Annotated in this window: 18 protein-coding genes and 3 tRNA genes; 4 read left to right on the top strand and 17 right to left on the bottom strand. The window is 48.1% G+C overall.

Translation table 11 applies throughout. The features are described from left to right. Positions 1-72 precede the first annotated feature (72 nt). Complete coding sequence (locus IFO68_RS05310; protein WP_192014909.1) at positions 73-1,095, top strand: LacI family DNA-binding transcriptional regulator; 1,023 nt, start codon at positions 73-75, stop codon at positions 1,093-1,095. A gap of 207 nt (positions 1,096-1,302) precedes the next feature. After that, positions 1,303-1,521, top strand: coding sequence for an alpha/beta hydrolase (locus IFO68_RS05305; RefSeq protein ID WP_225445051.1), 219 nt, complete (start codon positions 1,303-1,305; stop codon positions 1,519-1,521). 154 nt (positions 1,522-1,675) lie between these two features. Here the strand turns inward: IFO68_RS05305 and IFO68_RS05300 are convergent, their stop codons facing one another. From IFO68_RS05300 to IFO68_RS05290, 3 genes are all read right to left on the bottom strand, one after another. Continuing rightward, a complete protein-coding gene (locus tag IFO68_RS05300; RefSeq protein ID WP_192014908.1) occupies positions 1,676-2,305 on the bottom strand; it encodes a hypothetical protein in 630 nt (209 codons plus the stop codon). A gap of 3 nt (positions 2,306-2,308) precedes the next feature. Continuing rightward, a complete protein-coding gene (locus IFO68_RS05295; protein WP_192014907.1) occupies positions 2,309-3,031 on the bottom strand; it encodes a hypothetical protein in 723 nt (240 codons plus the stop codon). Between the two features lie 460 nt (positions 3,032-3,491). Then, positions 3,492-4,751: an SGNH/GDSL hydrolase family protein gene (locus IFO68_RS05290; RefSeq protein ID WP_192014906.1), complete on the bottom strand. Its 1,260-nt coding sequence runs from the start codon at positions 4,749-4,751 to the stop codon at positions 3,492-3,494. A 462-nt stretch (positions 4,752-5,213) separates the two neighbouring features. On the opposite strand from IFO68_RS05290, the gene IFO68_RS05285 reads away from it, so the two are divergent. Further along, positions 5,214-5,627, top strand: coding sequence for a hypothetical protein (locus tag IFO68_RS05285; RefSeq protein ID WP_192014905.1), 414 nt, complete (start codon positions 5,214-5,216; stop codon positions 5,625-5,627). Positions 5,628-5,687: 60 nt separating this feature from the next. Here the strand turns inward: IFO68_RS05285 and IFO68_RS05280 are convergent, their stop codons facing one another. From IFO68_RS05280 to IFO68_RS05225, 12 genes are all read right to left on the bottom strand, one after another. After that, on the bottom strand, positions 5,688-6,776 hold the full coding sequence (locus tag IFO68_RS05280) for a toxic anion resistance protein (protein WP_192014904.1): 1,089 nt from the start codon (positions 6,774-6,776) through the stop codon (positions 5,688-5,690). An 11-nt stretch (positions 6,777-6,787) separates the two neighbouring features. Then, positions 6,788-7,492: a phospholipase D-like domain-containing protein gene (locus tag IFO68_RS05275; protein WP_192014903.1), complete on the bottom strand. Its 705-nt coding sequence runs from the start codon at positions 7,490-7,492 to the stop codon at positions 6,788-6,790. Beyond that, positions 7,489-12,360: a DNA repair ATPase gene (locus IFO68_RS05270; RefSeq protein ID WP_192014902.1), complete on the bottom strand. Its 4,872-nt coding sequence runs from the start codon at positions 12,358-12,360 to the stop codon at positions 7,489-7,491. The genes IFO68_RS05275 and IFO68_RS05270 overlap by 4 nt, the downstream gene beginning before the upstream one ends. Positions 12,361-12,420: 60 nt before the next feature. Next, positions 12,421-14,508: a flotillin family protein gene (locus IFO68_RS05265; protein ID WP_192014901.1), complete on the bottom strand. Its 2,088-nt coding sequence runs from the start codon at positions 14,506-14,508 to the stop codon at positions 12,421-12,423. A gap of 16 nt (positions 14,509-14,524) precedes the next feature. Next, on the bottom strand, positions 14,525-15,145 hold the full coding sequence (locus tag IFO68_RS05260; protein WP_225445050.1) for a DUF1449 domain-containing protein: 621 nt from the start codon (positions 15,143-15,145) through the stop codon (positions 14,525-14,527). Between the two features lie 651 nt (positions 15,146-15,796). Next, positions 15,797-16,165 (bottom strand): hypothetical protein, encoded by a 369-nt coding sequence (locus IFO68_RS05255; RefSeq protein WP_192014900.1) that lies wholly within the window; start codon positions 16,163-16,165, stop codon positions 15,797-15,799. Positions 16,166-16,173: 8 nt separating this feature from the next. Beyond that, entirely contained in the window at positions 16,174-16,506 is a 333-nt protein-coding gene (locus IFO68_RS05250) for a DUF6973 domain-containing protein (RefSeq protein WP_192014899.1), read from the bottom strand. Between the two features lie 193 nt (positions 16,507-16,699). Then, the gene (locus IFO68_RS05245; protein WP_192014898.1) at positions 16,700-17,512 is read right to left on the bottom strand and encodes a nucleotidyl transferase AbiEii/AbiGii toxin family protein; all 813 of its coding nucleotides are present in this window, start codon (positions 17,510-17,512) and stop codon (positions 16,700-16,702) included. Further along, positions 17,475-18,437, bottom strand: coding sequence for a type IV toxin-antitoxin system AbiEi family antitoxin (locus IFO68_RS05240; RefSeq protein WP_192014897.1), 963 nt, complete (start codon positions 18,435-18,437; stop codon positions 17,475-17,477). The genes IFO68_RS05245 and IFO68_RS05240 overlap by 38 nt, the downstream gene beginning before the upstream one ends. 275 nt (positions 18,438-18,712) lie before the next feature. Further along, positions 18,713-18,799 (bottom strand) — tRNA-Leu (locus tag IFO68_RS05235). 69 nt (positions 18,800-18,868) lie between these two features. Further along, a tRNA-Gly gene (locus IFO68_RS05230) sits at positions 18,869-18,944 on the bottom strand. A gap of 3 nt (positions 18,945-18,947) precedes the next feature. After that, a tRNA-Cys gene (locus IFO68_RS05225) sits at positions 18,948-19,021 on the bottom strand. Positions 19,022-19,396: 375 nt separating this feature from the next. Here IFO68_RS05225 and IFO68_RS05220 point away from each other — a divergent pair. Next, the gene (locus tag IFO68_RS05220; protein ID WP_192014896.1) at positions 19,397-20,149 is read left to right on the top strand and encodes a bifunctional UDP-sugar hydrolase/5'-nucleotidase; all 753 of its coding nucleotides are present in this window, start codon (positions 19,397-19,399) and stop codon (positions 20,147-20,149) included. A gap of 61 nt (positions 20,150-20,210) precedes the next feature. Here the strand turns inward: IFO68_RS05220 and IFO68_RS05215 are convergent, their stop codons facing one another. Further along, positions 20,211-20,843, bottom strand: a complete 633-nt coding sequence (locus IFO68_RS05215; RefSeq protein ID WP_046219344.1) for a bifunctional 4-hydroxy-2-oxoglutarate aldolase/2-dehydro-3-deoxy-phosphogluconate aldolase — start codon at positions 20,841-20,843, stop codon at positions 20,211-20,213. 14 nt (positions 20,844-20,857) lie between these two features. Then, positions 20,858-21,751, bottom strand: a complete 894-nt coding sequence (locus IFO68_RS05210) for a sugar kinase (RefSeq protein ID WP_237028851.1) — start codon at positions 21,749-21,751, stop codon at positions 20,858-20,860. Positions 21,752-21,869: the final 118 nt, after the last annotated feature.

The following is a 21,869-nucleotide window of genomic DNA, read 5'->3' as shown; positions in this document are numbered from 1 at the left end:
AGCTAAAGTTCGCTACACTCGCCATCCGGCCGCGGCTTACTGCCCGTGGCCGGATGATAAAGAGGACAGGCAATGGCAACCATAAACGATGTGTGTAAAGCAACAGGCTATTCCAAAGCCACAGTGTCACGTGTTTTAAACGGCACCGGGCAGGTAAAAGCCGCCACCCGCGACGCGGTGCTTTCTGCCATGCAATCTCTCGGCTATCAGCCCAACGCAATGGCGCAGGCGCTGGCAACCAATACCTCCAATACCATCGGCCTTATCCTGCCCCACTTTCAGAGCAGCTATTTTGGCAGCATTTTGCACCATGCCGAGCAAAGCACTCAGCAGGCCAGTAAAAAGCTGCTGGTGGTTAACAGCCGCAACACCGCCAGCGGTGAGCGGGAAGCCGTTGCCACCTTAGCCAACCAGCGCTGCGACGCGATATTGCTCTACAGCCGCCATCTCAGCATCGCAGATCTGGCTGCTCTGCAGCAGAGCGTACTGCCACCTTTGATCATCCTGAACCGTCAGTTTGAAGATAACACCCTGCACAGTTTTGGTTTGGATCAACGCCAGCTGGCAGAAATTGCGATGCAACATTTGCTGTCTCTCGGTCATCGCCACATTGCCTGTATTACTTCCCCACTGGCGAGCGAAACTGGTCAGATCCGCTATGCGGTGTATCAGCAAATGCTGGAGCAACAGCAGATAACCATGCAGCCCGGCTGGGTTCATGAAGGGACAAATACTCTGGCAAGCGGTTATCAGGCCGTGGAACAGCTCCTCAGCAGCCAGCAGAGCGTCAGTGCCATTTTTGCCTGTAACGATGACATGGCAATCGGTGCCATTCGTGCCTTGTTCGATCACGGTCTGCGCGTGCCACAGGATGTCTCTGTGATGGGTATTGATAACGAACCTGCAGCCGCTTACGCCATTCCCAGCCTGACCACCGTCTCCTTGCCGATTGTTCAGCTCACTCAGGATGCCATGACACTGGCGGTATCCCTAGCCAATAAAGAGCACGCCCAAACGCGGCACCAGACCTATAGCGGAGAACTGGTACTGCGTGAATCAACGCAGGCCCTGACGTCGGCTAACTCATCGTACTGAGTGCGACATCTGGTTTAACCGTCTTTCTTTAGCAAAGCAAATTCTGTAGCCAAGCTGATTCTGTAACCAAGCTGATTCTGTAACCAAGCAGGGCAGATATCCTGCTTGCTGGGGCCCAGTATCGAGTTAAGGCTGAATGTTAAACGTGGAAATCACCGGCAGGTACATGGCAGAGTTTTTATATGGATTTCCACTGGATACCGTTCAATGTCATCGAACGTTGAAGACTTAGTCGCGGCGGCCAGATATCTGGAAGAAAAATTTTTGGCACCTTCGTTACTGATCGGCCATAGCCTCGGTGGCCGGGCGGTCATCTCTGCCGCACAACGCATTCAAAGCGTTCAGGCGGTTGCAACAATCGGTGCGCCGGCAGATGCAGCTCATGTCGCCAAGCAGTTCTCTGCATCGAAAACAAAGTGTTTGTGAGAACAACATTAAAGCCGGAGTAAATGATTCTGTCCCGAGCATCATTTCCTCGGGAAAAGACCGGGGGAATGATGTTCCATCCTGAACCCCACTCCCCCGTCAGATATGCAGTAACAGCAGGTTGAATGAAGTCTAGAGATTACATCTGTATTCGTCATTGCTTTTCACGCCGGATAATATCACTGAATAACACAACCTTCTCATCAGATTGAGTAGGTAAAAAGTCGATGCCAAGTTCATCATGAATAGCTTTGCTTGTTTTATCGTTCAATTCATCGAGTTCAACGCCGGTGTTCAGGCTGATATTGCAGGAGCGATAAATGTGACTGATTTTTTTCATCGTTGCCGTTAATTCAACTTCACCTGTCTGCGTCGGGAATATCTCTACAGTAAAATGCTCCATGATTCGATGACGCTGAAGAAACTGAGCCGATTTGGGTATAAATCTCAGATTGAAGTGCGACGAATCGGATTCCGTTATGCTCCAGATGAGTGTCAGCGTATCATTCGCAGTCATGTCATATTGCACTTCACGCCACTTCCAAAAGTTTCGGGTTCGGTAGACCCATTGCGCCTCTATGGCACACCAGTGAATCTCTCTTTTTCGCAACACAGACCATAGCCCCAGCACACCCAATGCAGCCTGCAAGGGGTGAAGCGACACAAAAGGCAGGAAGATGGCGAACACAACCGTCCAAAACCAGCCAAACGGCTTATGCCAGACCTTTAAGTTGCAGATGACACTATCGTCTGTGTTTTTTGTTATTTTCATCTCGTCTGCCATACGTCAAACATCATTGCGCTGTTCTGCCGATGCCGTTTCATCTCTCATTTGACTGGACGTCAGTGTGTATCGCTTTATTTCATAATAATCGGGGCGCTTATCTGTAGCAGGCAATGCACCTTCAAAAGAGGCACGTGATGGATCAATGCCAAGCGCAGTTTGGATAGCCCTATATCTTTCCTCATCCAGATCTTCCAATCCGAAGACGATTCGGACATCCAGATTGCTGGCACGGTAGACCTCAATAATTTGTTTCATCATCTCCGTTAGTTCAGGCGCTTTGGCATCTTGGTCGAATTTTTTTAATCGATATTGAGCGCCAGTTTGATATTCAGACTGGCTATCCAGATCAAACCGATTGGCTTGTGGTTCGAACTCAAGCTCAAACCAGCCGTATTGAGTCATTGTCGTGCCATCTCTTTCTTCCTCAACAGGTTTTTCGTAATACAGAATCACTGCATCGCGCTCTGTCATCTGATGGCTGATCTGGCGCCACAGAAAAAATCGCCGAACTCGAAAAGACCACTGACGCTCCCTTTTCCGCCATACCATTTCTTTCTTTCGTAATACGGACCAAAGACTCAGTAAAGCGGTCAGGTACTGAACCGGGAAATAAGGAAACAGCACAATCAATACAACAGATGCCAGGAAAAAGACCAAACCAACTGGCCTGTGCCAGACACTCAAGTTACAGGTGACGATATCGTCGTATTTATTTTTTTGCATTGCTATACCAACCCCACAATTCAAAAGACAGCGTCACTTTCGATGCACTGCCGATGCGATTCAACTTTTCCAGCGCTTCACCGTGACACTTGGTACGCTGAATAATGACTTGAAATAACCCACTCAGAAAACCACTTTCAGGAAGCTTAATCAAAATGAAGGCGACTGGATGAAGCCATTCATTGATTCATATTCCTCAATACGAACGATATTCAGATGCGACATCTTCTTTTAACTGCCTCAGATGCGTCCGATAAACAAATACGCTCGTGAGAACCGACTGGGTTTGACTTGTTCCCATAGGCGATTTGAAACCCTTCTATGGCTTTCCATTGAAAATGGCAAGCATAGAACGCACTCAGATCCAGCAATTCTGCTGTCCCGCTTTCGTTTTCACTGACACTTTCGTTTCACTGAAAAAGCAGGGCAAATGCCCTGCTTGCCAAGATCCAGTATGCCTTTAAGGCTGGATATTAAACGCGGAAATCACCGGCAGATACATGGCATTGGCGATGTATTTATGGGTTGCTGTAGTTGGGTGTGTTACCCCCCAGAACACATACTTATCCGAACCAAGATACGCACATTCATCGGTAAAGCTGTGGCTGTACAGATAATCCGCCGCGGAATTGCGATTGATATCCAGACAGGCATCTTTGGCATTGGCAAAACCGTGTGATGCAGGATTTGTAGTGATCTGGTCAAACAGTTGGTGCGCATCAAACAACACCACCTTTACGCCTTGGTCCTGATAACGTTTTGCCTCGGCCTTTATGAAAGCGTTGAAGGCCAGAATTTTCGCCTGCACCTTGTCGATCTCTTCCTGCGTCGCGTACTTAAACTGCGGCGCACGGGTGGCATCCGGTAAGGTCATCAACAGAATATTGCTCGCACCAGATGCCGTTAAACGTTGCATAGCCGTGCTGTAATCTGCTTTGGCCTCTTCCACCGTGCGGTCGTAATTCATGAAATCATTCAGCCCGAACTCCAGCGTAAACAGGGTATTGGCCGGATGGTAATTCTGAGCAAGCTGCATGTACGTCAGATACGAGCTCACCTGCTCAGTGACTCCCGTAAGCGCGACATACTGATTAGAACCGGCTGCACCGCCCACTGCCCAGTTGTACAGCGGCAGATTCAGGCTTTCTGCCAGATATTCCGTCCAGACAAAGCCGTTAGAAAAATGGCCGAGGAACCAGGAATTGCGGTTCGGGAACACCCACTGCGATGCATTGAACAGGTTGCCGGTATCCGACAAACTATCACCAAACGCGACCACTTTGTTGATGCCCATCGAGATACCCAGATCGTTGGTCCAGATAGAATGGTTATAAGACAGGCTGTTATCGGCAGCAAAATAGGTCATGTCAGCCGTTTCATGACTGACCCCAAGGGTTTCCGCACAGCGCGCTTTGATCTCAGACTGCGGGGTATGGGTATAGAACATGTTCTTAAACGACAAGGATGACCACCAGTAACCCTTGAGCTGGTAATACTCGCCCTTTTCATCTAACGCCCACTCCCAGCTTGTGGCAGGATCATCGTGAGTCTGCGCCGGACGATACCAGCAACGGACATAAGTATAAGTGTTGCTGCCCTGAACCTGCTCAATCTGCGCCGTCGACAAAGGCTGAGCATAAAGATGGTGTGAGGCAGGCGCTTCTCCACTTTGCGCAGCAGCGGTAAAGGGTAACAGCATGAGGAGTAATAATTTTTTCATAATGAGCCATAGGTTATTGGTAAGAGGTATGACCTATAGTTGACGGTATCGGAATCTGTCAAAGTTGCACTGAAACTACGAGCAATAAAATGGAACCCAGTTCAAACCGAGGTGAATTTGTAAGCGATTAAAACGGTTCGAATCTGGCAGCCATACATAACTCTGCCCATATTATCGTCAGTCCTACACAGGCACACGAAATTTGCCTTCCCGGTTGATATTTTTCTCACTGCAGAATGGGCGGATGCTATATAAAATTCATTGGCTCTATGTTCTTACTTTCATGGCTCAATTTCAGGAACCTCATCAAGAATACCAATTTATTATGTTTTTTAATTCAATAGCAATTTTTATTCAAAGCTTCAACCTTTCAGTTTGGTGAAGATATATACTGAACCACAACCACACTCTTTCATAGTTCGATTTATGACTTTGAAATGTATATGATATAAAGACATAAAAATGGTAAAAATTTTAAAAATCATGCGTTTGTGGAAAATTTATTTCTGGCTGAGTATTTATAACCTCATCATGGCGATTCGTCTTACCTATCAGGATGAAATGACATTTCTGAGTATCATCGACTGTGTTTTTCTATTATTCTCTGTGATTGGCTTACAGGGTTATGTATACCGTATTCAATATTTTTCAGCACAATTTTGGCGGTATTTCTCACCGTTCTTCATGGTATGGCCCTGTCTCGTTACCTTGATGATTATTGATCTGGAAGCGATAGAGGCAAGAGCCATGGCGTTGATCTCATTTTTTATCCTGACCTATATTCCGATGAATGTGGCTCTATATCGTTATAAATCACTCCATCCAACACTGAGTAAAATACAGCAGCCTGACAATTATCAAAAAACACAACCATAAAAAACGGCAGTTTTCACTGCCGTTCTGATTAATGCGCACCTATTGTGCAGCCCAACATCATCATTCAAGCGTTTGCTGCAAGGCCACTTTCAGCTCTTTCTCGGCTTTCGCAATCACTTTTTCGGCCTGTTCGCGTTGCTGACGGCCTTCTTTGACGCGGGATAACGTGTTGTTCAGCGTTTCTATCGTCAATTGGTTAACCGCCTGCAGGGATTCGAGATCCAGGATACCGCGCTGATAGTTTTCAGCAATTTGCTCTTCCAGCACTTTCAGGTGTTCAGCGTTTTTCACGTACTGTTTGTTGGTGTAATCCTTCACAGTGCGGGTGACTCTCAACGCCTTTTCTTTCTCGTAGTTGGAAATCGCAATCAGGAACTGGCGCTTCCACAAAGGAAAGGTGTTATGAACGATATCCTGGATATCTTCCATCAACATTTTATTGCCTTCCTGCGACAAACGGATCTGCGGCGCGGTTTGCACTGCAGCAAGCCGGGTGAGCTCCAGATTATGAACCCGTTTTTCCAGTCGCGCGACGGCCTGACTGGCATCACGGTATTTCTGCGCTTCCAGCGCATCGCCGGATTGAACAGAGGCCGCGTGCAAGGCTGGTAATATATCCACGTTCAACTGATTGAGTTTGTATTTACCCGCGGCAATGAAGTGCTCCAGGCCTTTGAGCAACTCAAGGTTGTTATCGTACAGGCCATCCAATTGCGTGATATCGTGCGCCAGTTTCACTTCCTGCGCTTCCAACTGCTGCGATAGCTGCTCAAGCTGCTGTTTGACTGAATCAAAGCTGCGAGAGAACTTCTTGAAGGAATCAAACAGTTCGCCAATCAGCGGCAGGTTCGCCAGAAAGCTATTGCCTTTGAGGCGGTCAAACGCGGCGCTGTCCATCGACTCCACCATAGATTGCAGGATTTCTCCGGCATCCCCGGTATCACGGACCCGAACTTGTTCAAGCACGTTATCGGAAAACGCGGTGATTTTTTCCAGCGCTTCTTTACCAAAAGTGATGGTTGCAACAGCGTCGAAAGGATCAAAGCTGTCAGACAAGGCAACGATTTCAGGTGTCACTTCCAACTCCAGCAAGTCGGCTGGATTGGCTGAGCGGACAGGCTGCGGCTCCGGGTTCACAATGTCATTCATGTTTGCTCTCCTTAACTCGGCTGATGACAAGGAAAACGCTGCCACAGCTCTTCAAACTGTTGCTCGAACGCTGTCAGAAAACGGCGGTCATCCGTCAGCGTAATGTCTTCCTGGTTGTATCTGGACGCACTGCGTGTCCAGTTGAAACTGCCGTTGATGAGCCGGGTGCCATCAAATACGGCAAACTTATGATGCATATGATAAGCCGTGGTATCAATTTTCACGGCGACGCCTTTACGTGCCAGATAATCAATATCACTGCCAGCGTCATTGAGCTTGTCGTTATCGGTGATCACCCGCACTTGCACGCCACGTTCATGCGCTGCCAGAATGTGTTTAGTCAGTTCATCATCCGCAATCGTAAAGACACAAATATCCACTTTACTGCGCACCTGTCGCAGTTGCTCAATGATGCCGCCCGCACAGGCACGCCCCGGTGAAAACCAACTGGTCGCGACTTGTGCAATGGCAGAGCTGCGGGTGTTATCAAGCACTTTCACTACCCGTTCCAGCCAGCGAAGTACAGCAAGGGGCTCTGCCCCTTCCTGTATGGCTTGTTGCGCCAGTTTGAAGCTCTGGTTGCGCAAAAAAGAACGCTCATCATCCGATAAACCCACTTCCACCAGTGAAACCTGTAATTCACGCCGCTCGTTGTCGTCCAGCCGGCCATCTTCAAGCGACGCTTTCAGCCAGTCGAGCCACTGTTGCTGATTCATTGCAAATCCTCCAGTTTTACAGGTTGAGCGAACCGCGCAACATGCTGATTCAGCATCGCTAATTGCTGAACGACTTGTCCGGCACGGTCACTTTCATCACCCATCATTTGCTTGCGCTGATAGGCCTGTTTGATGTCTTCCCAGCGGGCTTGCTGTTCAGCGCTCATGTTGCCGCGCAGTTCTGCCAGCTTAAGCAGGTTTTCTTCTGTGCCATTGGCCAGCGTCTGCGCTTCGCCCTGATAGTGATCCTGAAGCAAGGTATTGAGTTCATCATCCGTCATCACCGAAGCGATTTTCTCAGCCAGCTTATTCATGTTCCGGTAAGAACCCTGCAACTTAAACGGCGGCTCAACACGGTAATCGTCTGCCGTTGCTGCCGACAGAATGTACTGCTGATTCACCTTCAGAACCGTCTGCTGAACCAGCATAAGTTTCTGCAGCGTCGCCACAATTTCGTTGGCTTCGGTTGATGAATACGAGTGCGACATATCGCTCAGCGCAACGCCATCCCCTTGTGCCATTTTGACAAAACGATACAGATCGTTCAGATCGCGGGTTGCCAGTGGCGCCAGAACCGGATTAGAGGTGAGTGAGTTCTCAATAAAGCTCAGCTCAAACGCATATTGCTGATCCGACAGCATGTCACCCAGGTTATAGATATCGGCCCGGTTGGCCAGCATGTCCGGAATCCGGAACGCTTCACCGGTTTCGGTATACGGGTTCCCGGCCATGACCACAGCGAACTTCTTGCCGCGCATATCATAGGTTTTGGTTTTCCCCTGCCAGGTTCCTTCAATCCGTCGGGTACCGTCACAGAGTGAGATGAATTTCTGCAGCAGTTCCGGGCTGGTGTGCTGAATATCATCCAGATACAACAACACATTGTTGCCCATTTCGAAGGCCAGATTGATCTTCTCGATTTCACGCGCTGAGTTCTGATCCGGCGCATCGGCCGGATCCAGCGAAGTGACCTGATGGCCAATCGACGGGCCGTTGACCTTCATAAAGACCAGTCCCAGCTTATGCGCCACATATTCGATCAGGGTTGTTTTACCGTAGCCAGGCGGAGAAATCAGCAGCAGCATCCCCATCAGGTCCGTCCGCTTCTTGTCGCCGACTGTGCCCATCTGCTTGGCAAAGTTGTCGCCAATCAGGTGCAGGTAGCTGTCGCTGATCAGCTTGTTGCGAACGAAAGAGGTCAGCGGCCGCGGTTTAAACTCGCTCAGCCTGAATTGATCTTTTGCCTGATTCAGTAATGCCGTCCGCTGACTCAGATAAGCCTCAAACTGAGGAACCACTTCGCTGCGGTGATGTTCACAGCGCTGGATGAAATCATCCAGTACCAGGGTTAATGTGCCGCCTTCAACCCGATCGTGCTCGCCCAGCAGTCCCTGTACAGGACAAGCCAGAGAGAAGTCCACAGGACTCAGCAAGCGGTCTGAATGGGTATTACATACCGCAATCGCAGCGGCTTCGACCACAAACGCCTGACCATATTGCTTCTGGGCGGTGTAAGCACTCAGCCATTGCTGGTGATCGGCAAAGGCGACATCCAGCGCCAGTTGCTCGCCGTTCCAGCCCAGACTGCGACGAAATTGCAGGTAATCTTCACTCAGTTCAAAGCCATCCTGACTGACTTCAATCCGCACATCCGTACCCGCCAGTAACCGAATCAGGTAATCGCTGCTTTCCATAGCAGCCTGACCCTGCACCGACTCGGCCAGAGTGTGCTGCAGCGACAAGAATGCATCCGCAGAATTCAGGTGCTCTTTCAGCAGCTGTGCATTTTTCGCTTTTTCCTGCCAGCGATGCAGTTCCGTTTCCTCCTGCATCATCAGCCACAATAACGCATTGGCCCGCGCACGCTGGCTGAATCGCAGCAATCCGGCCTGTTCAAAGGTCGGCAGCACATCCTGCAATATCAGAGCCGCATCGTGATCGTGGATCCCTTTGACATACCCTTCTTTGTAGCGCGGCGCAGAAAAATGCTGAACCAGCGGCAACAAGGATTTGTCACGGCCAGCCTGATAAAGCTGAGCAAGCGACAGATCATCAGCTTTGTTCATGGCACTGTGCAGCATCAGGTACGCCAGGTATTCACCGCGATAAACCGCCTCACTTTCAGACGACACATCAAGGCGCGCGATTTGCTGCAGAGACAGGAAATTTTCATCTGCAATAGGCTGATAAAAATCGGTACCGGAAATATGCGTACAAAGCTGTTTGTTATGCTCCACCAGGCTCAGATCAAGCGCCTGTTGGTTGACACTGAACTTGTGACGACCCAGTCGCAGTACTTTGCCGCCATCTTCGAAGATATCCTGATTATCACGAAGCGAACGCAGCGACTGGTCTTGCAGCGATTTGAGCTTAGCATCCAGACTGTCAGCCTTGACGCTGTCGCCCAGATCACGAATCGACTGCGACAGCTGATGCAGTTTGAGCACCATGGCGTCGGTGGCGAAATAACTGTTCAGCGCTTTCACATCATCAAAGCGGGACACTCGTTTTTCGACGCTGCCCATGGTGACATTGGCAGCCTGCATCAGGTTCTGTACCCGGCGCTGCTGCGCTGCAATCAGCTGTTGCTTGTGATTGTCCAGCGTCGACTGAATCTCATCGCGCTTGGCGTAAATCTCCACCAGAAACTGATCGAAATCTGCAAAACGGGACTCCAGCTTGTCCAGCTGACCAACCAGTTTCGCCAATTGTGTATCACACTCATCCGGCGTGGTCGCCTGCTCCATCGCACTGCTGACCGACTGGCCCAGCAGTTTGAACTGGGCACTGAACTCAGCCTGAGCCTCGTTACTTTGCAGACTCTGCGATTTATTTCTCAGCCTGGCCGAGACCGCATTCAGCAACGACGAGACTTCGGTGGTTAAGTCTAGAATCCGGGTCGACTGGGTCGGATCATCGGTTTCAATGTCTGTGACTTCTTCAGACACCAGCTGCAAGTCTGCACGCAGTGTGTCCACCTGCTGCTGAAGTGCCTGAATGTCTGCGGTCTTGCTGACATCCGCCAGCGAAGTTTCTATCTCGTGAATCTGTTGCTTAAACGGCTGATACGCCTTTTCTTCCTGTAACAATGTCAGCAGCTGCTGGTTCAACTGCTCACGGTGCTGCTGCAGGCTATCAAGTAAGGCATCAACACTGCCGGTATCCATATAATGCTGCTGACACAGCGCCATGGTGGCACCCACCTGCGTTTTCAGCTCTGACAGCAGGGACAACAGGACATTTGCCTGCTCTTTGGGGGCCAGTTTGATCTTCGCAATCAGGTTGGTTACGACCTGCTGATGCTCAGCCAGGCTCTCTTCAGCGTGACGCTGCATCTGAAGAACTTTGGCAAACTCATCAATGATCTTGTTTGCCGTGTCCATCAGACTGTTAATCACTTCCCCCATGCCCAGCGCATAATGATGGTTGAGCCAGTGATAGTGATCCAGCGTGGTCTGACACTCTTTCAGCAGCACTTCAAAAGCAGCCTGAGTGACTTCTTCTGTCTGAGCCAGCTGGCAGATAGACAACACGGACGACAGCGCACGAACCAGTTCGGCATTACCCAGATTAAACAGCGGGCTGGTGTTGTCAGCACTGGCATTCTGCGCGGCATAGTGTTCCGGGGTAGAAAACGGCGTATCCCAGATTCGCAGCGGGTGAATGGTTGACGCTTCCACATTTTCAGACAACTGGAATACCAGCATCCGGCCATCGGGATAGAGGCTGAATCCGTGGCTCTCCATAGGTGCCGCAAACTTCTTCTCAATCATGTTATAGGTGAAGCCAACGTAATGGCCTTCGAGCATGTTGAAAAAGAAATACAGGATATCTTCACCGTTGGGTGAGGCAATTTTCTGGAAGAACTTCAGGTGCTGCCACGGCATGTCAAACTGCTTGCTTTCGCCGTTTGCCAGCACAAAGCCGTGAGAATAAAGCACACCATGATCTTCCGGCAGTGCTTTGGCACTCAGCCCTAACGCATCAGCCCGGGCAACTGACTGGTTGATCGGGTTATAAATAAAATAGCGCGAGTGCTTCTCACGGTGCGGTTTGATTTTTAACGCGATCAGCTCACCAATAAAGGCATATTCAATGAAAGCATCGGCAACACTCTGGTGCGGATCGTCGACCGATTCACTGTAGATCCCTCTGCCGTCATCCGTGTTGTCTTCTACCTTGATGGTCAGATCGCCGCCAATGCATTCGACAAACAGCTTGTCGCGAATCGACACATGCGGATGAGCACCAGCAACCTGATCGTCACGGGTTGTGGCAATCCACTCAAAGTCATGCTGCTGAACATTTTCCAGCTGTTTGTTACCCAGCGAGTCAATGTATTCAATCGAATTGGCATTGAGCTGGAAACGGAAGACTTTGCGGTCTTCAGGGCGCATCCCAATCTGGAAGGCAATGTACAGAATGCTTTCCTGACGAGAAATCTGTGTCAGGCGGGCATCGCTGTAGTAAGTAAAAAGTTCGGTAAATTCGTGCAGAAAACGAGCATCCGTCAGAAAACTGTTTTCCAGCGCTAAAGGTTCAATGCGGAACGTGCCGTCCTGCTCGTGTAATTGATATAAACCAAAAACATCCTCCAGGGACGGAGCGGATTTCAGGCCGACATGCACCTGATAACCGAAGAGAAGTTGCTGATTGACCTGCGCCATATCGATGGGAATGGAGCGGGCTTGTGTCTGGACATTCGTTTTACCGACCAGTTGGCTTTCTTGGCCGCCAAAGATTGTCTGACGATTCTGATTAAAGGCTTGAGACAGGGACTTGAGCTGTTTACCTTGCTGAAATAGACGGGATTTCAGTATTTCGTACGCCCCACCCTCGCTCACCGCTTGTTGAGTTGTTTCGGACATGCAATTACCTAATAAATCCCGCCTCCTAAGAGGCGGGAAGCGTGGGATGATTAACGTAAATTACAGTTTGTCTTCTGAGTGAGAGCTCAGTGTACTTTGAATTTTCTTCAGTAATTCTGATGCACCGCCCTGTGAATTCAGCAGACCGGCCAGCGCCACGTTACTCAGATCACTGCTTTTCAGATCTGTGTTTTCCAGGATGTCTTTGATGTCCTGAGGCATGCTGCGCAGACCTTCAACATATTCAGAAACCAGTGGATTCAGTACTTTAGACTCGGCAAACTTCGCATCCATTGAAGCGGCATCCATAATGGTACGACGGATTTGCTCCATGCCTTCGCCACCGAACAGCTTGATGTCCGCCTGAGACAGAGCCTGGGCCAGCGCTTTCGCGTTCTCGCCCACCACAGATTTCTGCGCGTCGATACGGGCGATTTCCAGCTCTTTATCCTGTTGCAGCTTCATCACCCACTTATCATGCTCACGTGTGTGCTCATCGTACTGCTGAGCCGCTTCGAAGCGAGCAGTCTGCGCTTCGGCTTCCGCCAGACCTTTCGCACGCAGTGCCTGCGCTTCCGCTTCGCCCGCACTCTGCAGTGCGAAAGCTTCCGCTTCACCCACTTCACGAATCGCCAGCGCACGCTCGCGTTCCACTTCAATTTCAGCCAGACCCGTTGAGCTGATCACTTCTTTCTCAGCTTTCGCCATACGCTCTTTCGCTGCGGCTTCACGCTCTTTCGCGATAAATTCAGCTTCAGCACGTTTGGTCGCTACGATCTGGTCAGCTTCTGCTTCACGGGTCTTCACAGCCAGTGCGTTTTCAGCATCACGAGTCTTAACCTTCAGCGCGGCGTCATTTTCAATCAGCAGACGTTCCGCTTTCTCGCGGGCAGCGTCTTTCTCCGCACGGGCAGCAACCAGCAGCTCCAGCTGTTTCGCTTCTGCAATCGCTTCGGCTTCAGTCAGAGTGACACGTTTCTGACGGTTCACTTGTTCGTGAACACGCAGGTTCTCCGTTTCTTCCTCTTCGCGAGCAATCTTACGTTCAATTTCAACACGTTGAGAACGCATTTCCGCCACAGCTTTGAGCGATTCTTCCACTGTGGTCTCTTTGTGCATTTCTTTCTCTGCCACTTCCGTTGCAGTACGGACTTTCTCGGTTTCAACGGAACGGTTCAGCTCTTCCTGCTGGATTGCCACCTGACGCTGATTGGTAATGCGCGTCATTTCGACTTCCATCTGAACACTTTCGCGTTTCTTGGCAACTTCTTCTTCAGTTTCCAGTTTCGCCAGTTGCGTCACGCGTTCATATTCTTCACGCTTCTCGGAAGACAAAGCTTCTTCCTGCGCTTTGATAATATCAATTTCACGTTTCGCACGAGCAATGCTTTCCTGCTCCTGCTTATCCAGTTGCAAACGGTTGGCTTCCGCTTCAACATTTTTCTTCTTGATGGTTGTGCGCTCGTCCTGACGAATCGCATTGGTTTCGGTATTCTTATGCGCGGTGATCATGGAAATCTTGCGAATACCTTCAACGTCCAGGATGTTGTCCGGGCTGTGCGCGTCCAAAGACGTCTGGTCAATTTTATCGATTACAACGTCATAGATTTTAAAGCCATCCATTTCGCTGCCGATCACTTCAACCACAGCATCACGGAAAGTACGGCGATTAGTCAGCAGTTCTTCAAATTCAAACTGTTTGACGGCCGTTTTCAGTGCTTCAGAAAACTTGGGCTGGAAATGTTCTTTCAGACGTTCAATATTCGATGCTTCATGAGCAGTAAACAGTTTCGCAACACGAACGATATCTTCTTCTTCGTGGTTAACACCGATATAGAAATCCACTTTCAGGTCGGCACGGATATTATCGCGGCAGTGCAGACCTTCGTACTCTTCGCCTTCCTGATCTTTACGACCGCTGCGAATCACAGAAATCTTCTTACGCGTGATATCCATATATTCGTGCTGGTTAATGACCGGCCAGACAAAGGTACCGGTCAGAGAAGCACGGGTGGCATGCAGACCATTGACGATCAGTGCATCACCTTCCCCTCGGACTTTTTTATATCTGGATGTGAGAAAAATTAAAATCAGTAAAAATATACCGACTCCAGCACTAATAAAGATAACGCTTGGAGAGATTTGCATAGCCAACTCCTTATGCTTAGCTATTTTTCGCTACTATATAATGTTTTGTTGTTTTATTTTGAGAAACGATGATCACTTCATCGCCATATTCCATTGACATCTCCGGCTCGATCACCCGGACATCAAGTAAGAATTCACTGCCGTTATGCTGCACGACAACTTCACCCCGGTTCTGGTTCACCAAACTGCTGTGAACCCGGCCTTTCAGGCCAATAAAATCAACCTTGGCGAAGCTTTTCTTTTTATCAAACAATGGTGCCAAAGGTTTGAGCAACCAGGCGGCAATGAAAAGAGCCAGATAAGCCGTAAATGGAATTGACACGACTTCGACAACCATCATCCAACCGGCTTCTGAGACTGCATTCAGCGCTTGCACCAGATAAAAAGAGACAATGGTTCCGACAAAGAAACTGACACACAAGGCCACCATTAATGGCACTTTCGACAGAATCGGCGGCAGAATCAAACCCGCACCCGGAATATTCTCCGCATCAAACAGATCAACCTCAGGTGCGACACTTTCAACAATGTTGAATACCAGATCCACCAGCATGATGACCAAAAAGATGACAAAAGGAACGAAAAAGACATTCGTTGGAAAAGAGAGCAATATCGAGATCATTTCTTGAATGGTCATGCATACCAACTAATTTATAGAGTTATCAATTTAAATTTATTTCAGGAAACCAGTCACATCTTGCGACCGTATATAAGGAAACGTTAAACAAGGTTTCTGGAATTTATCATCCCCTTTCTTTGCCGACAACGAGTTTTCCCAAAAAGGATAAATTGAAGCATGAAGCCGTGAATATGAATAATGCACAACGCCATCGGGCATTGTCAGAAAACAGGCTTATTTCTCACTTTTTTTGCTGTTGTTTTCACGTTATAGACAGTTATTCTGACAGGCTTGTTATTCCTTCAGATCCGTATCAAACTTTCCCTGTTTGAACCCGAATATGAAATTCACTTTTCCGTCAGAAAAAATATCTTTCCTCAAATCTCGTTGCTGAAAAACTGCGCAGGAACTGAAGATGAAAAATACATTACCGGCAAACTACACTATCCTTTTGAATGCATTGTTACTCTGTTTTGACAGCGATGTGTCAATTTCAGCAACCTGCTCGGTATGTGACGTTTAAAATTGAGATGTCTTAATAAAAATCATGAAATTGATAGATTTGTTATTTTCTTGATGTTCTGGTCCTGATTATATCGAACCGGACTTAAGGTAACAGGACGGAAAGGCGGTCATTTCAGCAAAAAGCCGAAAACTGAAATCAGCAAACTAATCAATCGCCGGAAAAGTTCGATACTCATCGACGATGCCATCTTTGATGAAGAAAACGAGTAAGTACCCTTCACCATACTGGCTTTGAACATTTCCGCCAATGAAATAAGCCAGATCATGATCGTACTCATGATACCCGGTTGGCTCACCAAGCAAATCAATCAAGGTTTCGCTTTTCATTCCGGTAACGCTATATTCTTTGAGAAAAGAATCAACCATCGTCCCTCTGGTTGATTCATCTGCTTCGCTCCAGGCACTCTGGCTGAACGCTTGATCACCTAAGGTTAAAAATGCGTCATTACTTTGCTGCTCAGAGCATGCTGAAAGAACCAGTGCTGCCGTTAGAAGGTAAATTTTTTTCCACATATAACTACCTATTGAATAATCATCAGTTCGCCACCTTGAAGAGCAGCCATACATGCATTGGAAAGAGAGCTATCACTTCCACCTCTTGCTCCGATACGCAGCCCGACATCGTTGTTATGAAGATCCATTTTCTTCTCCATAAAGGGGTTATCCGGGCTGGATTCATGAGCATTTGTGAATCGCTGCGCATTCATATATCCCAGATCGCGAGCCATAAGGGCAGACCAGAAGCAATGTCTGAATGCATCCGACGCATCGTTTCTGCCATTCTTTCTTACCAAATTCTCGATTTGCTTGAGGCGCAAGGCTATCAGTAAAGGGTTTAGTGACACTTTAATCATAATAGCCAATCACTTATCAAGAATTAACATCGGGGTTTCGGTAACAGGAGTCAAACATAGCTGATTAGTAAGATATGGAGAAACTTTAGGGGGCTAATGATTTTTTGCACCAAGTGATTTAAGGCTATTTCGAGTTAAAAATAAATAATATCGTATATATTATTACATCAATTGATCGTGAGCAATAAATTATCTATAACAAACCACGCCAAAAAGCTTTCAGCTCAATTTCTAATCCGTCTATATCGATTCCGTGATTACCTTTACTCATCGCTGTGATCAAGCCATCTTGATGGTTATCACGGATGTCTATAAGAATTTCCTTAGATTTCTCTTTCAAGATATCACGCATATCAAAGCCAAGCAGAAATGCTGTTACGAATTCGACTTTATATCCCAAATCACTTGGGATGTAGTCTTCCCACATCCGATCAATGTGGATAAGCTGATATTTACTGAGTAACAGATAAAAATCACTGGCATCTTTTGGGTTCTCATTACCCCGCTCCCACCAGGCTATCAATTTCATTAGTGCAATTCCTGGTAACGAGGCTACATGAAAAAGAAGATCATCGTATTTTACTTGAATAGAGGATTCATATGCTTCACTGAATCCAACGACCGACATTGTTTCAACATGTTTTGGTGGCCACTGTATGCGCCTTTCAGAATCTTCCAACGTACCAAAAGGCAGAATGTCTACAGGCAATCCTGATTGCGGTTCGGTAAGCCGATGTGCAATATCCGTTGCAATCAGGCCAGATGCAATTAGCTTTCCTCTCATTTCCTCATACTGAGACCAACTATCAACAAATATCGCTGTATCAATATCTCGTGTTGCCCGACCAGGTGTGTGACCAAAAATGCCGTGCAATACAATATCTCTGGCTGTAGCACCAGCAATAAAGTAAGGGATACTCAAAGCATCCGCTGCTTTAACGACAGTGGACAAAGCTTTTAAAAAATCATTATTGAGGGAGTACTTTAATTCGTAAATATCGTTCATTGATTAACTCCGCAACTTCTCGGTTTCTGCCATCATGTGAAGCTAGCAAGTCTCCGATGGTTAACAACGCATGACCTTTCTCGCTTATCTCAAGCTCATTTCCCCAAAAAGGTTTAGTCACATACAGCATTGGTGAATCCTTCGTACCTAATGGATACCTTTGCATCGCTTCTGAGCTATATAACAACAACTCTTGAGGATTTAGGTACTCAGTAAGTTGCAAAGCCGCAACTTCTCCTCCCCATAACTGGCTATCTTTCAATGTGATTTCATTCCAACTTGAAGGCGGTGGATATGGAATGGTGACTCTCTTAGGAATAATCGTTTTTCTGTAACTAATTAGCCATTCATACAATAACTGGTCAACATCGAGCAAACGGCGTGACTTTTTGGCCTGTGGCATGTACCGGTTGTTTATTAAATACTGTATTGCCTTGTTGACCATGCCTAAAGAAACCCCTGCCTTTAACGCAATTTCCTGATACGTTGCGTACAAGAGGTTTGGTTCAGAGTACAGCGCAAATACACACTTTACGATTCCAATACTCATGGTATTGCTATGCGTTGATACCTCAGCTTTGTTACCTAGTCTCTCGATCAATACGTATAGATTATCTTGAACGATCCTTACGCTCCCACTGCCATCGATATAGTTAATACCTAACTTATCGCATTCGCCTTTGAGAAATTGAGACAAAGTATTGGTAATCAACATCCCCGTTTGAGCAGACTGTTCGGAGTAGGTATACAGTGACTCTTTACGATGTACCTGCTTGATCTTCACAGGAAAATATCGCGTATTATCACCAAATTTGAGTGTTAACGTGCCGTCTATGTCATCGTAAGAATATGCCGTGTACTGTGGTTCCCAACTTTCAGGAAGTTGCTTTAAAATTTGATCAATGGTGATTTCAACACTTTTCATAAACCTGACCACTTTCACGATTATCAAATATTTCATGATTCATGAAAATAACTATAATCGTGAAAATAAACTATGTAAAGCACTCAACTGCATTGGTGTGAGAATCGCTACCTATCTCAAACGAATTAACTTATTGGATGTTCATCAGCTAGCTTACAGCAGAGGTAAGCATTGCTGATAAGGAGCCCAAGCAGAAAGACTGATTTATATTCGGAAAAGATATTCGGAAAAGAAAAACGGCTTACAAGCGTTAGCCTGTAAGCCGTTGATTTTGATGGTGCCCCGGGCCGGACTTGAACCGGCACAACGCGAACGTCGAGGGATTTTAAATCCCTTGTGTCTACCAATTTCACCACCAGGGCACGCAATTCTGGATTGCGATGGGTTAGACACCATCTTTAGTACCGACATTTTGTCGTGACTATAAAATCTGGAGCGACACACGAGGTTCGAACTCGTGACCTCAACCTTGGCAAGGTTGCGCTCTACCAACTGAGCTAGTGTCGCAAATGGAGGCGCGTCCCGGAGTCGAACCGAGGTACACGGATTTGCAATCCGCTGCATAGCCACTCTGCCAACGCGCCTTAAACTGATGAACCGATTCGGTTATCGTTTATTACCATGACCGCTTCGTCGTTAGCCTCCGTTGCGGTACGGGATGCATTCTACGCAATGGAGAGATCGAGTCAACTGCAAAATTCATCATTTTGAACTGAGTGATTATTTTGCGTTCAAAACCTGTCTTTCTTCTCGTTTTTTGCCCGTTACGGTATGAGCGTTTGTTGGGTTTTCAGCGCTATAAGAGGGAGTTAGCCCCCTCTGCAGATGAAAACAGCCACCCGACTTTTTTCATTTTACCGATTTTACTGCCACCCGCTCTTACACCATGTCATCTGGCCCCTTGTCATTTCCTTGCAAAAAGCAGAAAATAGCGACCCAGATCACATTCCGATATTGTTATGCGCCGTTTCATCCTTTGCCTTTTTCTTCTGATGGGTTCCTTGCTGGCAGGCTGCACGCCCAGCCTGCAGGATAGCGCTCATCTGCAGGTTCGCTTTCTGACTCAGTTGCCGCCTTCGCCAAGTCAGGCTGATCTTGATCATGTCACCCTGCCCAGCCGTGATGGCATCACCTTTTATTCTGCGCAAAATCCGAATGTGGAACGTCAGCCGTTTTCCTATATCACAGCCATTACTTCTGAAGTACGGGAATACAAAGATTCGGTGAACCTGCTGCCACAGGCGAATTATCCGGTATTGGCGAGCAACATTGATTTTGGGCTGAAGCAGAGTGAGACAGGTATTTATGCCTATAACCGCTATAAAGGCCGGGCGGACGCGCTGATTCGCTGGTATGGCAATACGCAGGTGGCGTATCTGGCGTTAATCAATCCGTATCATGATCAAACTGACAGCTTGCAGGAACAGGATCTTGAGTTACTGCGCAACAGCGTCGACCGTCTGCAAGTCAAAGGTATCAAAAACATCGTGTTATTAAGCCAGTATCCGGCCAGCGTTTCACCTGCCTTGCTGCAAGCCATTCAGGGCGTGGATGTGGTCATCAGTAGCGGCGAAAAGAGTCAGACACAATTGGCCAAAAACACTTGTATGGCCCAGTTCTCCCAGAGCCAGACAGATAACTTAGCCCTGGTGTTTGATACCAAAGGACATCTGACACAATGCCGCTTCGATTCATCAGGTTCGGCAACATAACAAAAAATGCCACCCCGTTCACGGAGTGGCACACAGCTCAAACAAGAATGAAAGTCGTGACTTAGTCGCGAACCAGCTCGACGGCTTCACGCACCAGACGACCGATCTCATCCCAGTCACCATTGTCGATCAGTGCCGGTGACACCATCCAGGTTCCGCCGCAACAAAGCACACGATCAACGGCCAGGTAATCGCGAACGTTCGCTTTGCTGATCCCGCCGGTTGGCATCAGGCTGACATCAACATAAGGTGCCAGCAGGGATTTCACCATGTTGATACCACCAGACGCTTCTGCCGGGAAGAATTTCAGAAAATTCAGCCCCAGCTCCAGCGCCTGTTCAATCTGGCTTGGGTTATTCACGCCCGGCACCACAGCAATGCCCTTTTCCTGACAATAGCGAACCGTGTTCGGGTTCAGGCCCGGTGCAACAATAAACTCTGCACCGGCAGCTTGTGCGCGATCAACCTGCTCGGCATTCAACACAGTGCCGGCACCAATACACAGCGACGGATACGCTTCATGCATCAGACGGATCGCTTCCGCCGCAGCGTCGGTACGGAAAGTCACTTCGGCGACAGGCAGGCCATTTTCAACCAGGGTTTTCGCCAGAGGAACGGCCTGTTCAACACTGTTGATCTGAATAACAGGAATGACTTTAAATTGTTTCAGTTTTTCAATCAGGGATTGAGACATTAACTTCTAGCTCCTTACATAATGTCTGTCATAGCTTCAGACGGAATAATCGCGCCTGGGTGTTGAATAACGATTGCGGCCAGTTGATGGCCCAGCTCAGCGGCAACACTGGCGGTTTGCCCGCTTAAGCGTCCCGCCAGGTATCCGGCAGCGAATGAGTCGCCGGCAGCACAGGTATCCACCACATTGCCGACCGGATTGGCCGCTACTTCGCAGGCTTCGGATTGATGGTTTTGCAAACCGGTCACCACCACGCAGGGTGCAGCGCCGCGTTTGATAACCACCTCATGGCAGCCCAGATCGCGGCACCGTTCGATCACGTCACTCTGGCCCCACACTTTGTGATCGTCGTCTTCTGTGATCAGAGCAATATCAACAAATGGCAGCACCTGTTTGTACCAGTATTGTGCCTGTTTCGCCGTCCACAGTTGCGGACGGAAGTTATTATCGAAGACGACTTTGCCACCGTTGGCTTTGTGCTTTTCCAGTAAGGTGATCAGAATGGCTTTGGCTTCTTCAGCCAGAATGGCCAGACTGATACCACTGATATAAAACACATCAAACTCTTTGTTTACAATTGACTTTTCCAATGGCGTCACGTCTGAGGCGAAATAAAACTTCGCCGCACTGTCATTGCGCCAGTAATGAAAATGACGCTCGCCATTAGGTTCGGTTTCAACCAGATACAAACCGGGTAACTTGTCTTCCAGACGTCGCACCAGCCGCGTATCTATATATTCTTCCTGCCAGGCAGACAACATATCCTGACTGATATTGTCTTTTCCGAGCGCTGTCGCATAGCTGACATCCAGTCGGCGGGAACGCCCTAAACGCGACAGATACAGCGCCGTATTTAAGGTGTCTCCCCCAAACGTACGACGCAGTGGCTGGCCGCTTAACTCGACCATACATTCACCAAAAAATGCGATTTTCACACTGGTACCCTTCAATGAGATTGAACACTAGAGCCAGCAAACCTTCTGCGTTGAGGACTGCTTACCGACACCAACAGCACAGGTTAACCGC

The sequence above is a fragment of the Photobacterium arenosum genome, from assembly GCF_014841115.1.
Lineage (GTDB): Bacteria > Pseudomonadota > Gammaproteobacteria > Enterobacterales > Vibrionaceae > Photobacterium > Photobacterium arenosum.
This window is presented reverse-complemented; position numbering and strand designations above follow the sequence as displayed.

Excerpts from the sequence above, each read along its gene's own strand:
- IFO68_RS05310 (WP_192014909.1), top strand. The coding sequence starts at position 73 with ATGGCAACCATAAACGATGTGTGTAAAGCAACAGGCTATTCCAAAGCC.
- IFO68_RS05305 (WP_225445051.1), top strand. The coding sequence starts at position 1,303 with ATGTCATCGAACGTTGAAGACTTAGTCGCGGCGGCCAGATATCTGGAA.
- IFO68_RS05300 (WP_192014908.1), bottom strand. The coding sequence starts at position 2,305 with ATGGCAGACGAGATGAAAATAACAAAAAACACAGACGATAGTGTCATC.
- IFO68_RS05295 (WP_192014907.1), bottom strand. The coding sequence starts at position 3,031 with ATGCAAAAAAATAAATACGACGATATCGTCACCTGTAACTTGAGTGTC.
- IFO68_RS05290 (WP_192014906.1), bottom strand. The coding sequence starts at position 4,751 with ATGAAAAAATTATTACTCCTCATGCTGTTACCCTTTACCGCTGCTGCG.
- IFO68_RS05285 (WP_192014905.1), top strand. The coding sequence starts at position 5,214 with ATGGTAAAAATTTTAAAAATCATGCGTTTGTGGAAAATTTATTTCTGG.
- IFO68_RS05280 (WP_192014904.1), bottom strand. The coding sequence starts at position 6,776 with ATGAATGACATTGTGAACCCGGAGCCGCAGCCTGTCCGCTCAGCCAAT.
- IFO68_RS05275 (WP_192014903.1), bottom strand. The coding sequence starts at position 7,492 with ATGAATCAGCAACAGTGGCTCGACTGGCTGAAAGCGTCGCTTGAAGAT.
- IFO68_RS05270 (WP_192014902.1), bottom strand. The coding sequence starts at position 12,360 with ATGTCCGAAACAACTCAACAAGCGGTGAGCGAGGGTGGGGCGTACGAA.
- IFO68_RS05265 (WP_192014901.1), bottom strand. The coding sequence starts at position 14,508 with ATGCAAATCTCTCCAAGCGTTATCTTTATTAGTGCTGGAGTCGGTATA.
- IFO68_RS05260 (WP_225445050.1), bottom strand. The coding sequence starts at position 15,145 with ATGACCATTCAAGAAATGATCTCGATATTGCTCTCTTTTCCAACGAAT.
- IFO68_RS05255 (WP_192014900.1), bottom strand. The coding sequence starts at position 16,165 with ATGTGGAAAAAAATTTACCTTCTAACGGCAGCACTGGTTCTTTCAGCA.
- IFO68_RS05250 (WP_192014899.1), bottom strand. The coding sequence starts at position 16,506 with ATGATTAAAGTGTCACTAAACCCTTTACTGATAGCCTTGCGCCTCAAG.
- IFO68_RS05245 (WP_192014898.1), bottom strand. The coding sequence starts at position 17,512 with ATGAACGATATTTACGAATTAAAGTACTCCCTCAATAATGATTTTTTA.
- IFO68_RS05240 (WP_192014897.1), bottom strand. The coding sequence starts at position 18,437 with ATGAAAAGTGTTGAAATCACCATTGATCAAATTTTAAAGCAACTTCCT.
- IFO68_RS05220 (WP_192014896.1), top strand. The coding sequence starts at position 19,397 with ATGCGCCGTTTCATCCTTTGCCTTTTTCTTCTGATGGGTTCCTTGCTG.
- IFO68_RS05215 (WP_046219344.1), bottom strand. The coding sequence starts at position 20,843 with ATGTCTCAATCCCTGATTGAAAAACTGAAACAATTTAAAGTCATTCCT.
- IFO68_RS05210 (WP_237028851.1), bottom strand. The coding sequence starts at position 21,751 with ATGGTCGAGTTAAGCGGCCAGCCACTGCGTCGTACGTTTGGGGGAGAC.